The 20139-nt window shown below is 53.2% G+C and carries 14 protein-coding genes, 1 pseudogene and 1 riboswitch; of the genes and pseudogenes, 3 read left to right on the top strand and 12 right to left on the bottom strand.

The window, feature by feature from the left end:
* The first annotated feature begins 87 nt into the window (after window positions 1-87).
* A riboswitch (TPP riboswitch) is annotated at window positions 88-187 on the top strand.
* Between the two features lie 79 nt (window positions 188-266).
* Both thiC and thiE read left to right on the top strand, forming a co-directional pair.
* The gene (gene thiC / locus HA50_RS00870; protein ID WP_084871760.1) at window positions 267-2192 is read left to right on the top strand and encodes a phosphomethylpyrimidine synthase ThiC; all 1926 of its coding nucleotides are present in this window, start codon (window positions 267-269) and stop codon (window positions 2190-2192) included.
* Window positions 2189-2824 carry a thiamine phosphate synthase gene (thiE, locus tag HA50_RS00865; RefSeq protein ID WP_084871759.1) on the top strand — a complete coding sequence of 212 codons (636 nt, stop codon included), beginning with the start codon at window positions 2189-2191 and terminating at the stop codon, window positions 2822-2824. The genes thiC and thiE overlap by 4 nt, the downstream gene beginning before the upstream one ends.
* A 40-nt stretch (window positions 2825-2864) precedes the next feature.
* On the opposite strand, the gene HA50_RS00860 is transcribed toward thiE, so the two are convergent.
* Complete coding sequence (locus HA50_RS00860; RefSeq protein WP_084871758.1) at window positions 2865-4322, bottom strand: aminotransferase-like domain-containing protein; 1458 nt, start codon at window positions 4320-4322, stop codon at window positions 2865-2867.
* 174 nt (window positions 4323-4496) lie between these two features.
* On the opposite strand from HA50_RS00860, the gene HA50_RS00855 reads away from it, so the two are divergent.
* Entirely contained in the window at window positions 4497-4685 is a 189-nt protein-coding gene (locus tag HA50_RS00855) for a DUF1127 domain-containing protein (protein WP_084871757.1), read from the top strand.
* A 57-nt stretch (window positions 4686-4742) separates the two neighbouring features.
* Here HA50_RS00855 and rpoC read toward each other — a convergent pair whose 3' ends face one another.
* From rpoC to trkH, 11 genes and pseudogenes are all read right to left on the bottom strand, one after another.
* Entirely contained in the window at window positions 4743-8966 is a 4224-nt protein-coding gene (gene rpoC / locus HA50_RS00850; protein WP_084871756.1) for a DNA-directed RNA polymerase subunit beta', read from the bottom strand.
* 81 nt (window positions 8967-9047) lie between these two features.
* On the bottom strand, window positions 9048-13076 hold the full coding sequence (gene rpoB / locus HA50_RS00845; protein WP_084871755.1) for a DNA-directed RNA polymerase subunit beta: 4029 nt from the start codon (window positions 13074-13076) through the stop codon (window positions 9048-9050).
* A gap of 328 nt (window positions 13077-13404) precedes the next feature.
* On the bottom strand, window positions 13405-13767 hold the full coding sequence (rplL, locus tag HA50_RS00840) for a 50S ribosomal protein L7/L12 (protein ID WP_084871754.1): 363 nt from the start codon (window positions 13765-13767) through the stop codon (window positions 13405-13407).
* Between the two features lie 63 nt (window positions 13768-13830).
* Window positions 13831-14328 (bottom strand): 50S ribosomal protein L10, encoded by a 498-nt coding sequence (rplJ, locus tag HA50_RS00835; RefSeq protein ID WP_084871753.1) that lies wholly within the window; start codon window positions 14326-14328, stop codon window positions 13831-13833.
* A gap of 353 nt (window positions 14329-14681) precedes the next feature.
* On the bottom strand, window positions 14682-15386 hold the full coding sequence (gene rplA, locus HA50_RS00830; protein WP_084871752.1) for a 50S ribosomal protein L1: 705 nt from the start codon (window positions 15384-15386) through the stop codon (window positions 14682-14684).
* 3 nt (window positions 15387-15389) lie between these two features.
* A complete protein-coding gene (gene rplK, locus HA50_RS00825) occupies window positions 15390-15818 on the bottom strand; it encodes a 50S ribosomal protein L11 (RefSeq protein WP_013507401.1) in 429 nt (142 codons plus the stop codon).
* A 145-nt stretch (window positions 15819-15963) separates the two neighbouring features.
* On the bottom strand, window positions 15964-16509 hold the full coding sequence (gene nusG / locus HA50_RS00820) for a transcription termination/antitermination protein NusG (protein ID WP_013507400.1): 546 nt from the start codon (window positions 16507-16509) through the stop codon (window positions 15964-15966).
* 1 nt (window position 16510) lies between these two features.
* Complete coding sequence (secE, locus tag HA50_RS00815; protein WP_084871751.1) at window positions 16511-16894, bottom strand: preprotein translocase subunit SecE; 384 nt, start codon at window positions 16892-16894, stop codon at window positions 16511-16513.
* A gap of 228 nt (window positions 16895-17122) precedes the next feature.
* Window positions 17123-17635: pseudogene (locus HA50_RS00810) on the bottom strand (EF-Tu C-terminal domain-related protein); the annotation flags it as partial.
* A 475-nt stretch (window positions 17636-18110) separates the two neighbouring features.
* Entirely contained in the window at window positions 18111-18647 is a 537-nt protein-coding gene (hemG, locus tag HA50_RS00805; protein ID WP_084871749.1) for a menaquinone-dependent protoporphyrinogen IX dehydrogenase, read from the bottom strand.
* A gap of 17 nt (window positions 18648-18664) precedes the next feature.
* Window positions 18665-20116 (bottom strand): Trk system potassium transporter TrkH, encoded by a 1452-nt coding sequence (trkH, locus tag HA50_RS00800; protein WP_084871748.1) that lies wholly within the window; start codon window positions 20114-20116, stop codon window positions 18665-18667.
* Window positions 20117-20139 lie beyond the last annotated feature (23 nt).

Here is a 20139-nt window from a genome sequence, read left to right as displayed (position 1 = left end):
ATCGCCCATTTGTAAAAAACTTGTTATTCGCAAAAAGCCCTTCTATGCTACGTGGGCTTTAAATGTTTTGCGGTTTAAGCACAAAACACCATCTTGTCGGAGTGCCCTTAGGGCTGAGACCGTTAATTCGGGATCCGCGGAACCTGATCAGGTTAGTACCTGCGAAGGGAACAAGAGTAAACATCATCAGTACGATGCGTGCATCGTTTCTGTTACTCCTTCCGGACTCCGGACAAGCAACTTCCATCATTTACAGGAAAATTGCTATGTCTGTTGCAAAAACTTCTCGTCGTGAACAACGCGCCCAGGCGCAGGAATTTATCGATTCACTGCAAGGTACCGCGTTTCCCAACTCGCAACGTATCTGGATCACCGGCAGCCGTGATGACATTCGCGTACCGATGCGTGAAATTCAGCTCAGCCCTACCCTGACCGGCGGCAGTAAAGATAACCCGCAGTATGAACCGAACGAACCGGTGCCGGTGTATGACACCGCCGGTGCCTATGGCGATCCGTCAGCGACCATTGATGTGCATCAGGGACTGGCAAAACTGCGTGCAGGCTGGATTGCCGATCGTGGCGACAGTGAAACCATCGATCAACTAAGTTCCAGCTATACCCAGCAACGGCTGGCGGATGAAGGGCTGGATCACCTGCGTTTCGAACATCTGCCACAACCGCGTCGTGCCAAAGCCGGTCATTGCGTTACCCAACTGCACTACGCACGCCAGGGCGTCATTACCCCGGAGATGGAGTTTATTGCGCTACGCGAAAACATGGGACGTGAGCGCATCCGGGGTGAAGTGTTGCTGCAACAGCATCCGGGTTATAGCTTTGGTGCGCATCTGCCTGCCAATATCACCGCCGAGTTTGTGCGTCAGGAAGTGGCCGCCGGGCGAGCCATCATCCCTTCCAACATCAATCATCCCGAATCCGAACCGATGATCATTGGCCGTAACTTTCTGGTGAAGGTGAATGCCAATATCGGTAACTCGGCCGTCAGCTCCTCAATTGAAGAGGAGGTGGAAAAGCTGGTGTGGTCAACACGCTGGGGAGCCGATACCGTGATGGACCTTTCCACCGGCCGCTATATCCATGAAACGCGTGAATGGATTCTGCGCAACAGCCCGGTACCGATTGGCACTGTACCGATTTATCAGGCACTGGAGAAAGTGAACGGTATTGCGGAGGACCTCAACTGGGAAATTTTCCGCGATACGTTGCTGGAACAGGCTGAGCAGGGTGTGGATTACTTCACCATCCACGCTGGCGTGCTGCTGCGTTATGTCCCGATGACGGCGAAGCGTCTGACCGGTATTGTGTCACGCGGCGGTTCGATTATGGCGAAGTGGTGCCTGTCGCATCATCAGGAGAGCTTCCTGTATCTGCACTTCCGCGAGATTTGTGAGATCTGTGCTGCCTACGATGTTGCGCTGTCGCTGGGCGATGGTCTGCGTCCGGGTTCGATTCAGGATGCCAACGATGAAGCGCAATTCGCCGAGCTGCACACCCTGGGCGAGCTGACGAAAATCGCCTGGGAATATGACGTGCAGGTGATGATCGAAGGCCCGGGCCATGTACCGATGCAGATGATTCGCCGCAACATGACCGAGCAGCTGGAGCATTGCCACGAAGCCCCGTTCTACACCCTCGGCCCACTGACCACCGATATCGCCCCCGGCTATGACCATTTCACCTCTGGTATTGGTGCCGCGATGATTGGCTGGTTCGGCTGCGCGATGCTGTGCTACGTGACCCCGAAAGAGCATCTGGGATTACCGAATAAAGAAGATGTAAAACAAGGGCTGATTACCTACAAGATCGCCGCCCATGCGGCCGATCTGGCCAAAGGCCATCCTGGCGCGCAAATTCGCGATAACGCCATGTCCAAAGCACGTTTCGAGTTTCGCTGGGAAGATCAGTTCAACCTGGCACTGGACCCCCACACCGCCCGCGCCTATCACGATGAAACGCTGCCGCAGGAATCGGGTAAAGTGGCGCATTTCTGTTCCATGTGTGGTCCAAAATTCTGTTCGATGAAAATCACCCAGGAAGTGCGCGACTTTGCCGCCCGCCAACAGGCTGAAGCCCAGCCGGTTGAAGTGGGTATGGCACAGATGTCAGACGCCTTCCGCAGCCGTGGCGGCGAGCTGTATCATGCTGCCGATGCTTTGAAAGAGGAAAAAGTATGACCACCCCATTTCCCAGTACCGCACCGCGTTTAGGGCTTTATCCGGTTGTGGACAGTGTTGAGTGGATTGCCCGTTTACTGGAAGCGGGTGTACGCACCATTCAGCTACGGATTAAGGATTGCGAGGATCACGAAGTTGAGGATGCGGTGCGCGATGCCATCGCACTCGGTAAGCAATATCGCGCCCGGCTGTTTATTAATGATTATTGGCGATTGGCGATTCGCTATAACGCCTATGGCGTGCATCTGGGTCAGGAGGATCTGGATGTGGCCGATCTGGATGCTATTCGCCAGGCGGGACTACGCCTTGGCTTATCCACCCATGACGATGCTGAGCTGGATCGGGCGCTGGCTGTGCGCCCCTCTTATATCGCGCTGGGACATATTTTCCCAACGCAGACCAAAGAGATGCCGTCTGAGCCGCAGGGGATTACCGAGCTGAAACGTCATCTGGCGCGGCTGGAAGGCATTTCAACCGTGGCGATTGGCGGCATCTCGCTGGCACGCGCGCCTGAAGTTTTGGCAACCGGCGTCGGCAGTATCGCGGTCGTCAGTGCCATCACCCAGGCCCCGGACTGGCGAGCCGCCACCCAGGCGCTGCTGGAGCTGGCAGAACCCACAACCGCGGTGTAAGGCTCAGTTGAAGCACGTAGCAGCGCGTTAAACCGCGCTGCTACGAAATATGCAGCATTGTGCCCGCAGGGTTTTCCACGCTGCATATCGTCATGGCATGTTCCACAGCAGCCCCCACCAGCGCGATCGCCTGCTCAGTCGCCTCATTAATTGGCAAGGCATAATTCAGGCGTAGGCAGTTGCGATACTTACCCGAGGCCGAAAACAATGAACCCACCGCCACCTGAATTTTTGACTCTCGCAATTCAGCGTTCAGGCGTACGGCATCAAAAGCTTCAGGCAGTTCGATCCACATCAGGAAACTCCCCTGGGGGCGCGATACGCAAATGCCACAGGGAAAATAGTGACGAACCCAGCAGCTCAACGTCTCGTAATTGCGTTGATAAACCTGACGCATGCGGCGTAGGTGCGGCAAGTAATACCCCTGGCGAATAAACTCCGCCACCACATGCTGCGTCACGGTGGCCGATGAACCGGTACTGATATATTTCATATGCAGTACGCGTTCGCGGTAGCGTCCTGGCGCAACCCAGCCGACACGCAGGCCCGGTGACAATGTTTTGGAAAATGAACTACATAACAGCACGCGCCCATCCATATCCAGCGATTTAATGCTGATGGGGCGCGGATATTCCCACGCCAGCTCACCATACACATCGTCTTCAATAATCGCGGCATCAAAGCGTTGTGCCAGTGTCAGCAGCGCACGTTTACGCGCTTCCGGCATGATAAAACCCAATGGGTTATTACAATTGGGCACCACTACCACGGCTTTGATCGGCCACTGTTCAAACGCCAGTTCCAGCGCTTCGAGGCTGATGCCGGTCACCGAGTCAGTAGGGATTTCAATCACGCGGATGCCAAAACCACGCAGCGTCTGCATGGTGCCGTGGAAAGTCGGCGATTCCACCGCAATGATGTCACCAGGCTGGCAAACGGCACGGATAGATACCGACAACGCTTCATGGCAGCCGGTGGTGATCACGATATCGTCAGCGGTAAGCTGGCAGCCGCTATCAATCGTCAGACGGGCGACCTGCTCGCGCAGCGCTGTGACACCCAACAGGGAGTCATAATTCAGCAGGTTAATATCCTGCTTCTGCGCCATACGAGCCTGGATCTTCCATAGCGGTTTAAGGGTGGGCTGCGTCAGGTCCGGGATACCGCTGCCTAACTGAATGACATCACCCTCAATGCGGCTACTGAGCAGTTCGAGTACCGATTCCCACTGGGTGATTTCTACCGGCCGCTGGGCGGGGCGCGTGATGGCCGGAACAGGCGGCGTGGCTTTGCGGCTCGCAACGAAATAACCGGAACGCGGCTGCGGCACAATCAGCTGCTTCTCCTCCAGCACATGATAGGCCTGCTGAACGGTACTGATGCTGACGCCGTGTTCAATGCTGAGCGTACGCACTGACGGCAGTCGCTCACCGCTACGATACAGCCCCTGCTCGATGCGGTCAGAAAGCAGGCAAGCCAAATGCTGGTAACGCGTCATCGTATGCCTCACATGATTTTCAGCGGGAAGAAACCAGTACAGATGAGGTTAATTTTTACCATTCAGATCCATCACAATGCAATCTGTATGTTGAATAAATGTGTTTTTTGAATCTGTATTGAAACGATCGAAAACCGGACAATGCTTCTCAGACATCATACCGAGGGCAGGATAATGGAATTCGATCAAAACCGTGCGGCAAGACCCTTCAATATAACGTTGCTGGATATGTTGCGTGCACTGCGGCAACTGGTGAAGTCCTGGCGTTTACGCCGGGAAACCCGACGCATACTGTCGCACCTGAGCGATACGCAGCTGCGCGATATCGGCTTAACACGCGGTGACATAGACCGCCGGAACTGAGAATACAGACGAAAAAAACCCTGCCGAGGCAGGGTTTTTTATTAGCGAATCGAGTGATTACTCGTCGTCGCTACCACCGAGACCGGCGTTCAGCAGTTCAGCCAGGCTTGCAGAGGCTTCATCCGCAGTAACCTGCGGTGCAACCTGCACTTCGCCTACCTGACGGCGACGCATACGATCCTGATGGTAAGCGTAACCGGTACCGGCCGGGATCAGACGACCCACGATAACGTTCTCTTTCAGGCCACGCAGTTCGTCGCGTTTGCCCGCTACCGCAGCTTCGGTCAGGACACGTGTGGTCTCCTGGAACGATGCAGCAGAGATGAACGACTCGGTTGCCAGAGACGCTTTGGTGATACCCAGCAGGTCACGCATGTAGGTTGCGCCCAACTTACCGCTCGCTTCCAGATCGCGGTTGGAGATCTTGATACGAGAGAACTCCGCCTGCTCACCTTCCAGGAAGTCAGTGCTTCCTGCGCTAACGATGGTCGCTTTACGCAGCATCTGACGCACGATAACTTCAATGTGCTTATCGTTAATCTTAACGCCTTGCAGACGATAAACTTCCTGCACTTCGTTAGTGATATAACGGGTCACAGCATGAACGCCACGCAGACGCAGAATGTCGTGCGGAGATTCCGGACCGTCCGAAACCACGTCACCACGTTCTACGCGCTCACCTTCAAACACGTTGAGCTGACGCCATTTCGGAATCATCTCTTCGTACGGATCGCTGCCATCAACCGGGGTGATTACCAGGCGACGCTTACCTTTGGTCTCTTTACCGAAGGAGATGATACCGCTGATCTCCGCCAGGATTGCTGGCTCTTTCGGACGACGCGCTTCGAACAGATCCGCAACGCGTGGCAGACCACCGGTGATGTCCTTGGTACCGCCAGATTCCTGCGGTACACGCGACAGGGTGTCACCCGCGCTGATCTTCACGCCATCTTCCAGCTGAACAATCGCTTTGCCCGGCAGGAAGTACTGAGCCGGCATGTCGGTGCCCGGAATCAGAACGTCGTCGCCATTGGCATCAACAATTTTCAGTGCCGGACGCAGGTCTTTACCGCCAGCAGTACGCTCAGCAGAGTCCAGAATGACCAGCGAAGACAGACCGGTTAACTCGTCAGTCTGACGGGTAATGGTCTGGCCGTCGATCATATCGGTGAAGCGGACAAAACCGCTCACTTCAGTGATTACCGGCATGGTATGCGGATCCCAGTTCGCTACGGTTTCGCCCGCATTGACCTGCTCACCATCACCTTTCGCCATCACCGCACCGTAAGGCACTTTATAGCTTTCTTTGGTACGACCGAACTCGTCGATCATTTTCAGCTCAACGTTACGCGAAACGATAACCAGTTTACCGGTGGAGTTGGTAACGGTTTTCGCGTTGGTCAGCTTGATAGTACCTTTGTTTTTCACCTGAATGCTGGATTCAGCAGCCGCACGAGATGCCGCACCACCGATGTGGAACGTACGCATCGTCAGCTGAGTACCCGGCTCACCGATGGACTGTGCTGCGATAACGCCGATGGCCTCACCTTTATTGATGATGTGACCACGCGCCAGATCGCGACCGTAGCAGTGTGCACACACACCGAAGTCGGTTTCACAGCCTACAACCGAACGCACTTTGATGGCGTCGACAGAATTCAGCTCAACCACGTCACACCAATGCTCATCCAGCAGGGTGTTACGCGGGATCAGAATGTCTGCAGTGCCCGGCTTGAGCACGTCTTCTGCGGTCACACGACCCAGTACACGCTCACGCAGCGGCTCTTTAACATCGCCACCCTCGATAACCGGGGTCATCATGATACCTTCGAAGGTGCCACAATCGTCCTCGGTCACCACCAGGTCCTGCGCCACGTCAACCAGACGACGGGTCAGGTAACCGGAGTTCGCCGTTTTCAGTGCGGTATCCGCCAGACCTTTACGCGCACCGTGCGTTGAGATGAAGTACTGGAGTACGTTCAGACCTTCACGGAAGTTCGCGGTGATCGGCGTTTCGATGATGGAGCCATCTGGCTTCGCCATCAGACCACGCATACCTGCCAGCTGACGAATCTGTGCCGCAGAACCACGCGCACCGGAGTCGGCCATCATGTAGATGCTGTTAAAGGAAACCTGCTTCTCTTCTTCGCCATGACGGTTGATCACGGTTTCGGTTTGCAGGTTATCCATCATCGCTTTGGAAACGCGTTCGTTAGCGGCGGCCCAGATATCGATGACTTTGTTGTAACGTTCGCCAGCGGTTACCAGACCAGACTGGAACTGCTCCTGGATCTCAGCAACTTCAGCTTCCGCTTCCGCGATGATCTCAGCTTTCTTCGCCGGGATAACCATGTCGTCGATACCTACAGAGGCACCTGAACGGGCTGCATAGGCAAAACCGGTGTACATGGTCTGGTCAGCAAAGATAACGGTCGGCTTCAGGCCCAGAATGCGGTAACAGGTGTTCAGCATTTTGGAGATAGCTTTTTTACCCAGCGCCTGGTTGACGATGGAGTAAGGCAGACCTTTCGGCACAATCATCCACAGAATCGAACGACCAATGGTGGTGTCGATCAGACTGGTTTTGGCAACGAAATCGCCCTGTTCGTTTTTGCTGTACTCGGTGATACGCACTTTTACGCGGGCATGCAGCTCGGCCAGGCCAGCGCGGTAAACACGCTCGGCTTCTTTCGGGCCAGTCAGCACCATGCCTTCGCCTTTGGCGTTCACTTTGTCGCGGGTCATGTAGTACAGACCCAGAACAACGTCCTGAGACGGAACGATGATTGGCTCGCCGTTCGCCGGTGACAGGATGTTGTTGGTAGACATCATCAGCGCACGCGCTTCCAGCTGGGCTTCCAGCGTCAGCGGTACGTGAACGGCCATCTGGTCACCATCGAAGTCGGCGTTATATGCCGCACAAACCAGCGGGTGCAGCTGGATCGCTTTACCTTCGATCAGAACCGGTTCAAACGCCTGGATACCCAAACGGTGCAGGGTTGGTGCACGGTTCAGCAGTACCGGGTGTTCGCGGATCACTTCGTCCAGGATATCCCAAACGACAGCTTCTTCGCGCTCAACCATTTTCTTCGCGGCTTTGATGGTGGTGGCGAGGCCACGCAGTTCCAACTTGCCGTAAATGAACGGTTTGAACAGCTCCAGTGCCATTTTCTTCGGCAGACCACACTGGTGCAGACGCAGGTATGGACCCACGGTGATAACCGAACGACCAGAGTAGTCGACACGTTTACCCAGCAGGTTCTGACGGAAACGACCCTGCTTACCTTTGATCATGTCGGCCAGTGATTTCAGCGGACGCTTGTTGGAGCCAGTGATGGCGCGACCACGACGGCCGTTATCCAGCAATGCATCAACCGCTTCCTGCAACATACGTTTTTCGTTACGTACGATGATATCTGGCGCAGCCAGATCCAGCAGACGTTTCAGACGGTTGTTACGGTTGATCACGCGACGATACAGATCGTTCAGATCCGAGGTAGCGAAACGACCACCATCCAGCGGAACCAGCGGACGCAGATCCGGCGGCAGTACCGGCAGCACGGTCAGGATCATCCACTCCGGCTTGTTGCCAGACTGCACGAACGCTTCCAGCAGCTTGATACGCTTGGTCAGCTTCTTACGCTTGGTTTCGGAGTTGGTTTCGTTCAGCTCTTCGCGCAGCTGTTCGCATTCCTGCTCCAGATCCATGTTTTTCAACAGGGCCTGAATGGCTTCCGCACCCATCTTCGCGTCGAATTCGTCACCGAACTCTTCCAGCGCGTCCAGGTACTGCTCTTCAGTCAGGATCTGACGTTTTTCGAGGTTGGTCATGCCACCTTCGACAACCACATAGGATTCGAAGTACAGCACGCGCTCGATGTCACGCAGCGGCATATCCAGCAGCAAACCGATGCGGGACGGCAGTGATTTCAGGAACCAAATGTGGGCAGTCGGAGAAGCCAGTTCGATATGGCCCATACGCTCACGACGCACTTTGGTCTGTGTAACTTCAACGCCACACTTCTCACAGATCACGCCACGGTGTTTCAGGCGCTTGTACTTACCGCACAGGCACTCGTAATCTTTTACTGGTCCGAAAATACGGGCACAGAAAAGACCGTCACGCTCCGGCTTGAAGGTACGGTAGTTAATGGTTTCCGGCTTTTTCACTTCACCAAAAGACCAGGAACGGATCATGTCTGGCGAAGCCAGAGCAATTTTGATCGCATCAAACTCTTCGGTTTTAGTTTGCGCTTTCAGAAACTTAAGTAAGTCTTTCACGGATTAGCTCCCGTCGGAGTGAGACTCTCAGGGATGTTCGACATCAGCCGAACATCCCATAACCAGTACAAATGCGAGTGCTTACTCGTCTTCCAGCTCGATGTTGATACCCAGCGAGCGAATCTCTTTCAACAGTACGTTGAAGGATTCCGGCATGCCCGGTTCCATCTGATGGTTGCCATCGACGATGTTTTTATACATCTTCGTACGGCCGTTCACGTCATCAGACTTAACGGTCAGCATTTCCTGCAGGGTATAAGCGGCACCGTATGCTTCCAGTGCCCACACTTCCATCTCACCGAAGCGCTGGCCACCGAACTGTGCTTTACCACCCAGCGGCTGCTGAGTCACCAGGCTGTAAGAACCGGTGGAACGGGCGTGCATCTTGTCATCGACCAGGTGGTTCAGTTTCAGCATGTACATGTAGCCGACAGTAACCTGGCGCTCAAACTGCTCACCGGTACGGCCGTCAAACAGGGTAATCTGACCGGAAGAAGGCAGACCGCCGAGCTGCAGCAGCTCTTTGATTTCGCTTTCTTTCGCGCCGTCAAACACTGGCGTTGCGATCGGCATACCTTTTTTCAGGTTCTCTGCCAGACGCAGCACTTCATCATCGCTGAAAGTGTTCAGGTCAACTTTCTGACGCACGTCAGTGCCCAGATCGTAAGCACGCTGGATAAACTCACGCAGTTTGGCAACTTCTTCCTGCTTCTTCAGCATGGCATTGATTTTCTCACCAATACCTTTCGCTGCCATACCCAGGTGGGTTTCCAGGATCTGACCGATGTTCATACGTGACGGTACGCCCAGCGGGTTCAGAACGATGTCGACCGGCGTGCCGTTCTCATCGTAAGGCATATCTTCGATCGGGTTGATCTTGGAGATAACACCTTTGTTCCCGTGACGACCTGCCATCTTGTCACCAGGCTGGATTTGACGTTTAACCGCCAGATACACCTTAACGATTTTCAGCACGCCCGGTGCCAGATCATCGCCCTGAGTGATCTTGCGACGCTTCGCTTCGAGTTTCTTCTCAAACTCGTGCTTCAGCTCGTCATACTGCTCAGCCAGCTGCTCCAGTGCGTTCTGTTTCTCTTCGTCGGTCAGGCCCAGCTCCAGCCAGCGCTCGCGCGGCAGCTTGTCCAGCTTCTCAGCCTCAACACCACCAGAGATCAGTACCGCCTGGATACGACCAAACAGGCCAGCTTCGAGGATCTGCAGTTCTTCAGACAGGTCTTTCTTCGCCTGCTTCAGCTGCATTTCTTCGATTTCCAGCGCGCGCTTGTCTTTTTCCACGCCATCGCGGGTAAAGACCTGCACGTCAATAACCGTACCGGAAACGCCGTTCGGCACGCGCAGTGACGAATCTTTCACGTCAGAGGCTTTTTCACCGAAGATCGCACGCAGCAGTTTCTCTTCTGGCGTCAGCTGGGTTTCACCTTTCGGTGTTACCTTACCAACCAGAATGTCACCACCGGTCACTTCAGCGCCGATGTAAACAATGCCGGATTCATCCAGTTTGGAGAGCGCTGCTTCACCCACGTTCGGGATGTCAGCAGTGATCTCTTCTGGCCCCAGTTTGGTGTCACGAGACACACAAGCCAGTTCCTGAATATGGATGGTAGTGAAACGATCTTCCTGTACTACACGCTCAGAAACGAGGATGGAGTCTTCGAAGTTGTAACCGTTCCACGGCATGAACGCTACGCGCATGTTCTGGCCCAGCGCCAGTTCACCGAGGTCGGTAGACGGGCCATCTGCCAGCACGTCGCCGCGCTCAATCGGTTCGCCCAGAGAAACACACGGCATCTGGTTGATACAGGTGTTCTGGTTCGAACGGGTATATTTGGTCAGGTTGTAGATGTCGATGCCGGCTTCGCCCGGATACATCTCATCTTCGTTAACCTTGATCACGATACGTGATGCATCAACGTACTGGATAGTACCGCCACGTTTGGCTACGGCGGTAACACCGGAGTCAACAGCAACAGCACGTTCCATACCGGTACCAACCAGCGGCTTATCAGCACGCAGAGTCGGAACCGCCTGACGTTGCATGTTTGCACCCATCAATGCACGGTTGGCGTCATCGTGTTCCAGGAACGGGATCAGTGACGCACCAACAGAAACAACCTGCTGGGTCGAAACGTCCATATAGTCAACCTGGTCGCGGCTGAACAGGCTTGATTCGCCTTTGCTACGACAGGTAACCAGATCGTCAACGAATGAACCGTCGTCGGCCAGGTTGGTGTTCGCCTGAGCGATAACGAAGTTACCCTCTTCAATTGCAGAGAGGTAATGGATTTCGTCACTCACTTTACCGTCAACTACGCGACGATACGGCGTTTCCAGGAAGCCATACTCGTTGGTCTGTGCATACACAGACAGCGAGTTGATCAGACCGATGTTCGGACCTTCCGGCGTTTCGATTGGACATACGCGACCGTAGTGAGTCGGGTGTACGTCACGGACTTCGAAGCCAGCACGTTCACGGGTCAGACCGCCTGGGCCGAGGGCAGAAATACGACGCTTGTGCGTGATTTCAGACAGCGGGTTGTTCTGGTCCATAAACTGAGACAGCTGGCTGGAACCAAAGAACTCTTTCACTGCCGCAGAAATCGGCTTGGCGTTGATCATGTCCTGTGGCATCAGGGTGTCGAGGTCGCCCAGTGAAAGACGTTCTTTCACCGCACGCTCTACACGCACCAGGCCAACACGGAACTGGTTTTCTGCCATTTCGCCGACGGAACGGATACGACGGTTGCCGAGGTGGTCGATATCGTCCACTTCGCCTTTACCGTTACGGATATCGATGAGCTTCTTCATCACTTCAATGATGTCAGACTTGCTCAGGATACCGGAACCTTCGATCTCGTCACGCAGCAGAGAACGGTTGAACTTCATGCGGCCAACCGCAGACAGATCGTAACGATCTTCAGAGAAGAACAGGTTCTCGAACAGGTTTTCCGCAGCTTCACGCGTCGGCGGCTCGCCAGGACGCATCATGCGGTAGATCTCAACCAGCGCGCTCAGGCGATCGTTGGTTGGGTCAACACGCAGCGTTTCGGAAATATACGGACCGTGATCCAGATCGTTGGTGAACAGGGTCTCAATGCGCTTATGACCGGACTGGCTCAGTTTCGCCAGCAGATCCAGAGACAGTTCCATGTTCGCTGCAACAATCAGCTCACCGGTGTTCTCGTCGATGTAATCTTTTGCCACCACTTTACCGGCAATGTATTCAACCGGTACTTCGATGTGCTGGATATTGTCTTTTTCCAGCTGGCGGATGTGGCGGGCAGTGATACGACGAGCTTTCTCAACGTAGACCGTACCGTTGGCTTCGATATCGAAGGAGGCGGTTTCACCACGCAGGCGCTCAGGCACCAGTTCCATCTGCAGTTTGTTGTCGCGGATTTCGAACACCACTTTCTCAAAGAACAGATCAAGAATCTGCTCCGTGGTGTAATGCAGCGCGCGCAGAATGATACTGGCCGGCAGCTTACGGCGACGGTCAATACGGACGAACAGGTTGTCTTTCGGGTCAAACTCGAAGTCGAGCCATGAACCGCGGTAAGGGATGATACGTGCGTTGTACAGCACTTTACCGGAAGAGTGCGTTTTACCCTTATCGCTGTCAAAGAAAACGCCAGGACTACGATGCAGCTGAGAAACGATAACACGCTCAGTACCGTTGATAACAAAGGTACCGTTTTCGGTCATGAGCGGAATTTCGCCCATGTAAACTTCTTGTTCTTTAATGTCTTTGACTGTGCCTTCCGGCGCTTCGCGCTCGTAGATCACCAGACGCAGTTTGACGCGCAGCGGTGCAGAAAACGTCACGCCACGGATCTGACATTCTTTTACGTCAAAGACAGGTTCACCCAGACGGTAGCTGACATACTGCAACTCGGAGTTGCCGCTGTAGCTCGCGATCGGGAATACGGAACGGAATGCTGCTTCCAGCCCGTACTGACCTTCTGGATCTTGCTCGATAAACTTCTGGAACGAGTCAAGCTGGATAGAAAGGAGATAAGGTATGTCCAGCACTTGCGGACGTTTACCAAAATCCTTACGAATACGTTTTTTCTCGGTATAGGAGTAAACCATTAGGGTTCCTCAGCTAGCTGACAAGTCGACCCACGCTGTCCGTCCTGAAGGACAGTTCATGCAACACTATTTTGTTTCTCATGCGATGCGGGGCATCACATGCAATACATCTTTCTATCACTCTTAAATCATTTCATTGCTTCAGCATGGGCAGGGAACCCGCGCAGGAAAACAGTATATTAAGTCGTCGATAGAAAAAGATATTGAAGAGCACCAATGGACAAACAATGCGAAACCCCATTGCGGCTCTGTAGCGCAAAAAGGCTGGTGACCAAAAAGTCACCAGCCATCAGTCTGAAACTACTCAGACTGCAACCCGAAGGTTGTCTTACTTAACTTCAACGTCAGCGCCAGCTTCTTTCAGCTGTGCTTCAAGAGCAGCAGCGTCAGCTTTGCTGATGCCTTCTTTGATCACGCCAGTTGCTTCAACCAGATCTTTGGCTTCTTTCAGGCCCAGACCAGTTGCGGTACGAACGGCTTTGATTACTGCAACTTTGTTAGCGCCAGCAGCTTTCAGTACAACGTCGAACTCAGTTTTCTCTTCAACAGCTTCAGCCGGGCCAGCAGCAACAGCTACAGCAGCAGCAGCAGAAACGCCGAATTTTTCTTCCATAGCAGAAACCAGCTCAACTACTTCCATTACGGACATAGCTGCAACAGCTTCCAGAATTTGGTCTTTAGTAATAGACATAACAATTGTTCCTAAGAATCAGTATAAGTTTATGCGTTAAAGTACGAAGGAAAAGAGCTGGCCTTAAGCCGCTTCTTTTGCATCGCGAACAGCAGCCAGAGTGCGGACCAGTTTGCCAGCAGCGGCTTCTTTCATGGTCGACATCAGACGTGCCAGTGCTTCTTCGTAAGTCGGCAGAGTTGCCAGACGGTCAATATTGGCCGCCGTGATCAGCTCACCTTCAAAGGCTGCAGCTTTGACCTCGAATTTTGCATTCGCTTTCGCGAACTCTTTGAACAGACGAGCAGCAGCGCCCGGGTGTTCCATAGAGTATGCAATCAGGGTCGGACCAACAAACGTGTCTTTCAGGCACTCGAAAGGAGTACCTTCAACGACGCGGCGCAGCAGGGTGTTACGAACAACACGCATGTAAACGCCAGCTTCACGACCTGCTTTACGCAGTTCGGTCATTTTATCAACGGTCACGCCGCGGGAATCCGCAACAACCGCTGACAGCGCGCCTTTGGCTACTTCGCTGACTTCAGCAACAATCGCTTGTTTGTCTTGAAGATTTAATGCCATTAGCTTTTGCTCCTGGATTTGACCAGGGAAGGATTTCCCTGGAACTCACTTCACCTATTTACCCGAAGGTAATAAGCGCTATTACACGGTGAGCAGAATCCAGTGAAGAAAAAAATTCTTTTTGGTTCTGTCACCGTCTACGCAGGGGATTAAGCGTTTCATCCAAAGATGTTGCGCTCCTGCGGTCTTGGACGGAGGCCAGGATAAGGCCTGGCTCCAACCTTAGTGACTGAATTACAAAGGGGTTAGCCTTTACTCTCCATTCACTATGAATCTGGGTTCTGAATTGAATGATCAACCAGAACAACGGGCGTAAGATTCTAGATGAATTTTTCGCCCGTTACAAGCAGCAATTAGTTTGCTACTGCGTTCAGACCAGCCTGGTCGATGGCAACGCCAGCGCCCATGGTGGTGGACAGGCTAACTTTCTTGATGTACACGCCTTTCGCCTGAGCAGGTTTTGCTTTTTTCAGCGCAACCAGCAGAGATTCCAGGTTTTCTTTCAGTTTGTCAGTGTCGAAGTCCACTTTACCGATGGTGGTGTGAATGATGCCGTTTTTGTCGTTACGATAACGAACCTGACCGGCTTTAGCGTTTTTAACCGCTTCAGCAACGTTCGGGGTTACAGTACCCACTTTCGGGTTTGGCATCAGACCGCGCGGGCCCAGAACCTGGCCGAGCTGGCCAACAACGCGCATTGCATCCGGAGAAGCAATAACAACGTCAAAGTTCATTTCGCCTTTTTTGATCTGGTCAGCCAGATCTTCCATACCTACCAGCTCTGCGCCAGCTGCTTTAGCAGCTTCAGCGTTTGCGCCCTGGGTAAATACGGCAACGCGTACTGAACGACCAGTACCGTGCGGCAGTACAGTTGCACCACGTACGTTCTGATCAGATTTACGAGCATCGATGCCGAGGTTAACAGCAACGTCTACGCTCTCTACAAACTTAGCGGTAGCCAGTTCTTTCAGCAGAGCAACAGCTTCGTTGATGTCATACTGTTTGGTCACATCAACTTTGTCACGGATCACGCGCATGCGCTTGGTCAGCTTAGCCATTTCTTAGTCCTCCACTACCAGGCCCATGGAACGAGCAGTACCTTCGATAGAGCGAGTCATCGCTTCTACGTCAGCACCAGTCATGTCCGCAGCTTTGGTTTCTGCGATTTCACGTACCTGAGCACGGGTTACTTTACCGACTTTGTCTTTGTTCGGCTTACCAGAACCAGACTTGATGCCCGCTGCTTTTTTCAGCAGTACGGCAGCCGGAGGTGTTTTGGTAACGAAGGTGAAAGAACGGTCGCTGTATACGGTGATAACAACAGGAGTCGGCAGACCTTTTTCCAGAGATTCGGTCTTCGCGTTAAACGCTTTACAGAATTCCATGATGTTAACGCCCTGCTGACCCAGAGCTGGACCAACCGGTGGGCTCGGGTTAGCCATACCAGCTGCAACCTGCAGCTTGACATAGGCTTGTACTTTCTTAGCCATGATATTTCCTCAATTGGGTTATAGCGCCTGAAAAACAGGCTCCCCGTGATGACAATTCACACGCTGTTGCCAGCGCATAAAAACAAAAGGCGCGAAATTGTAGATAAATTCCGCGCCTGCTGCAACTACAAAAATGTATAAGGTGTTAGCCTTTTTCCACCTGGCTGAAATCCAGCTCGACAGGTGTTGCACGACCGAAGATGGAAACAGACACTTTCAGGCGGCTTTTCTCGTAATCCACCTCTTCCACCACGCCGTTGAAGTCGGCAAATGGACCGTCGTTGACGCGTACCATCTCGCCTGGCTCGAACAGAGTTTTTGGACGCGGCTTATCACCCACCTGCTGCAGGCGGTTCATGATCGCATCCACTTCTTTATCGCTGATCGGTGCCGGACGGTCTGATGTACCACCAATGAAGCCCATAACACGCGGTACGCTACGCACCAGATGCCAGCTGGCATCGTTCATAACCATCTGAACCAGTACGTAACCCGGGAAGAATTTGCGCTCGCTTTTACGACGCTGGCCGCCACGGATTTCCACGACTTCTTCAGTCGGCACCATGACTTCGCCAAACAACTCTTCCATATTGTGCAATTTGATGTGCTCACGCAGCGACTGGGCTACGCGGCCTTCGAAACCGGAAAACGCCTGCACGACGTACCAGCGTTTTTTTGGAGCTTCAGACATCTCAGAACCTCAGGCCAGTGATAAACGATACAAGGCGGACAAGAATACCATCCAGTCCCCACAAAATCAGTGACATCACGGCAGTTACCGCGGCAACGATTAACGTGGTGTGCAGCGTTTCCTGGCGAGTCGGCCAAATGACCTTACGCATCTCGGTTCTTGCTTCACGCGCAAACGCAACTGTCGCTTTGCCTTTCGTGGTCAGCAACGCAACGCCGCCTGCCACTGCAATCAGAACCACTACGGCCAGCGCACGCAACGGCAGTGTCACATCGCGGTAGTAGTAATTACCAACAATAGCGACAACCAGTAATACGGCAACAGCCAGCCATTTTGCTGTTTCCAGGCCGCGTCCGCTCCCTTGAGCTTCGGTATTCGCACTCATAAACCAACCTGCCACTATAATTCAGAAACTGTTGTGCCCCGCATGGCGAGGCATCCAAACCGAATGAGCTTTTAGAGCGTAACTCGGTATCCTGCACCGCTTAACAGAGCCTGTCTCAGCAATGATTATGACCGAAAATCACTGATGAGCCAGGTTCTATACAACAGCGTGCAAAAAGGGCATCAAATGATGCCCTTTCCGTGTGCATTGCGTCAAATATTATCGAGATTAAGCGATAACTTTAGCAACAACGCCCGCACCAACGGTACGGCCGCCTTCGCGGATTGCGAAGCGCAGACCTTCGTCCATGGCGATCGGGTGAATCAGGGTGACAACCATTTTGATGTTGTCGCCCGGCATTACCATCTCTACGCCTTCCGGCAGTTCTACTGAACCGGTTACGTCAGTTGTACGGAAGTAGAACTGAGGACGGTAGCCTTTGAAGAACGGAGTATGACGGCCGCCTTCATCTTTAGACAGTACGTACACTTCTGATTCGAACTGAGTGTGCGGCTTGATGGTGCCCGGCTTAGCCAGTACCTGACCACGCTGGATGTCTTCACGCTTGATACCGCGCAGCAGAACACCACAGTTTTCACCAGCCTGACCCTGATCCAGCAGTTTGCGGAACATTTCAACGCCAGTACAGGTTGATTTTGCAGTCGCTTTGATACCAACGATTTCAACTTCGTCGCCAACTTTCACGATGCCGCGCTCAACACGACCGGTAACAACGGTACCTAGCTAGCTAGGCTCCTCTGTGCTACCGTTCGACTTGCATGTGTTAGGCCTGCCGCCAGCGTTCAATCTGAGCCATGATCAAACTCTTCAATTTAAGTTTGATGCTCAAAGAATTAAACTTCGTAATGAATTACGTGTTCACTCTTGAGACTTGATATTTTTTAAGTCCGTAGACTTTTGATATCAATCCTGCGAGTGCCCACACAGATTGTCTGATAAATTGTTAAAGAGCAGTGCGAGCAGCGGGTTAACCGTCTGTCGCGAGGTGGCGTATATTACGCTTTCCTCCTTCAGAGTCAATCACTTTTTTCAGCGATTTTCTCCGGCGGGATGAATCACTTCGTCCCTCACTGACCGTCTGCGTTGCCGCTTTGCCGTGTCAGTGGAGGCGCATTATAGGGAGATAATTCTGACTGACAAGCGTTTATTGCAAAAAAATTATCGTTCGGCCTAAATTTCACCAAAACGCCTTATTTCAGAACATTTTGCCTGGTAAATGCACAAAATCCTGGGCAAAAAGAGCGACTTTCTGCCAGTCGGTATATTCCACTTCTTTCGATGTATCGGTTTCGCCCCCCGTCATACGCATAATCAACTGAATCATCACGCGATCGAACCAGCGATAGTGCGGATAACGTAGCGCTCCGGCAAACACCGCACAGCAATCGGGTTGCCAGGGTGACTGTGTCAGAAACTTGTGGGTATAGACATTGGTTTCCGGCGTGCATTTATCGGCTTTACGCGCCGTCAGGTTCACACTAAAGAAACCACTGGCACGCTGTTGCAGCTGCGTCAGATGCGTCGTGACAAATTTCATTAAAGCAGGATGGAAATGACCATAACGGATTGATGCACCAATCAGCACGCGATCATACTGCGTCCAGTCGAGGGAAGTGGTCTGCTGCACATCAATCACATCACACAGCTGCTGGGGCGCCAGGGTTTGCGCAATGCGTCCAGCAATTTTTTGGGTTTGCCCGTCACGGCTGGAGTAAACAATCAACGCTTTCATCACACAATCCTGCTTTATCATTCGCGCCAGAAGGTTGGGGTAAAGAGAACCAATAAGGTAAACACCTCAAGACGACCAAATAACATGGTCGAAATCAAAATCCACTTCGCCACATCATTCATAGAAGCAAAGTTATCGGCCACCACGCCAAGGCCCGGTCCGAGGTTATTGAGGGTAGCGGCGACAGCAGCAAAGGCGGAAAAATCATCCACGCCGGTAGCGATAATCGCCAGCATGCTGACCAGGAACACCAGCGCATAAGCGGAGAAGAACCCCCATACGGCTTCCAGAATACGTTCCGGCAGCGCACGGTTCCCTAGCTTAATAGTGTAAACCGCATTCGGATGGACGAGGCGCTTTAGCTCACGCGAACCTTGTTTACATAACAGAAGAATACGGATCACCTTCAGACCGCCGCCGGTAGAACCCGCGCAACCACCAATAAAGGCGGAGCACAGCAACAGCACTGGCAGGAATAATGGCCAGCGGGCAATGCTATCGGTGGTAAACCCGGCAGTGGTCGCCATGGAGACCACCTGGAAAAAGGCCTGATTCAGTGTTTGCAGGCCACTGGAATAGACATCGTGGAACCACAGCACCACCGTGCAGATCACCACCAGCGTCAGTTGCACGCCGATAAACATCCGGAACTCTGGATCACGCCAGTACACTTTCAGGCTACGCCCGCTTAGTAAAGAGAAGTGCAAGCCATAGTTACAGCCGGAGATCAGCAGGAAGACCGCGATGATGGTGTTGATGGTCGGGCTATTGAAGTAACCGATGCTGGCATCATGGGTAGAAAAGCCACCGATAGCGATGGTGGAAAAACTATGGCCGATGGCATCAAACACCGGCATCCCCGCCAGCCACAACGCTACGGCACAGGCTACGGTGAGTAACACATAGATCAGCCACAGGGTTTTGGCCGTTTCCGCGATGCGGGGGCGCATTTTGTTATCTTTCAGCGGCCCCGGCATTTCAGCGCGGTACAGCTGCATCCCCCCTACCCCAAGAATTGGCAGGATCGCCACCGCCAGCACGATAATCCCCATCCCCCCGAGCCATTGCAGCATCTGACGATAGAAAAGAATCGCTTTCGGCAGTGAATCCAGCCCCACCAGCGTTGTTGCCCCGGTGGTGGTTAATCCTGAAAAGGATTCGAAGAAGGCATCGGTCACCGACAAATGGGGCTGCTCGGCAAACATAAACGGCATCGCCCCCACGCTGCCCAGCACGGTCCAGAACAGCACCACGATCAGAAACCCTTCGCGTGGCTTCAGTTCCGTTTTCTGCTTGCGATTGGGCCACCACAACAATGAGCCAATCACCAGCGCCATCATAAAGGTCTGACTGAACGCCCGTCCGGCACCGTCACGATAAATCAGGGCCACCAGACCGGGCACGATCATGGTCACTGAGAACAGAATCACCAGCAGGCCCACAATGCGGGTAATGGCGCGAAAATGCATTCAGCCGTTTCCTTTCAAAGAGA

The sequence above is a fragment of the Pantoea cypripedii genome (genome assembly GCF_002095535.1).
Taxonomy (GTDB): Bacteria; Pseudomonadota; Gammaproteobacteria; order Enterobacterales; family Enterobacteriaceae; genus Pantoea; species Pantoea cypripedii.
Note: the sequence above shows the minus strand (reverse complement) of the source record. Positions and strands in the feature narration are given on the sequence as shown.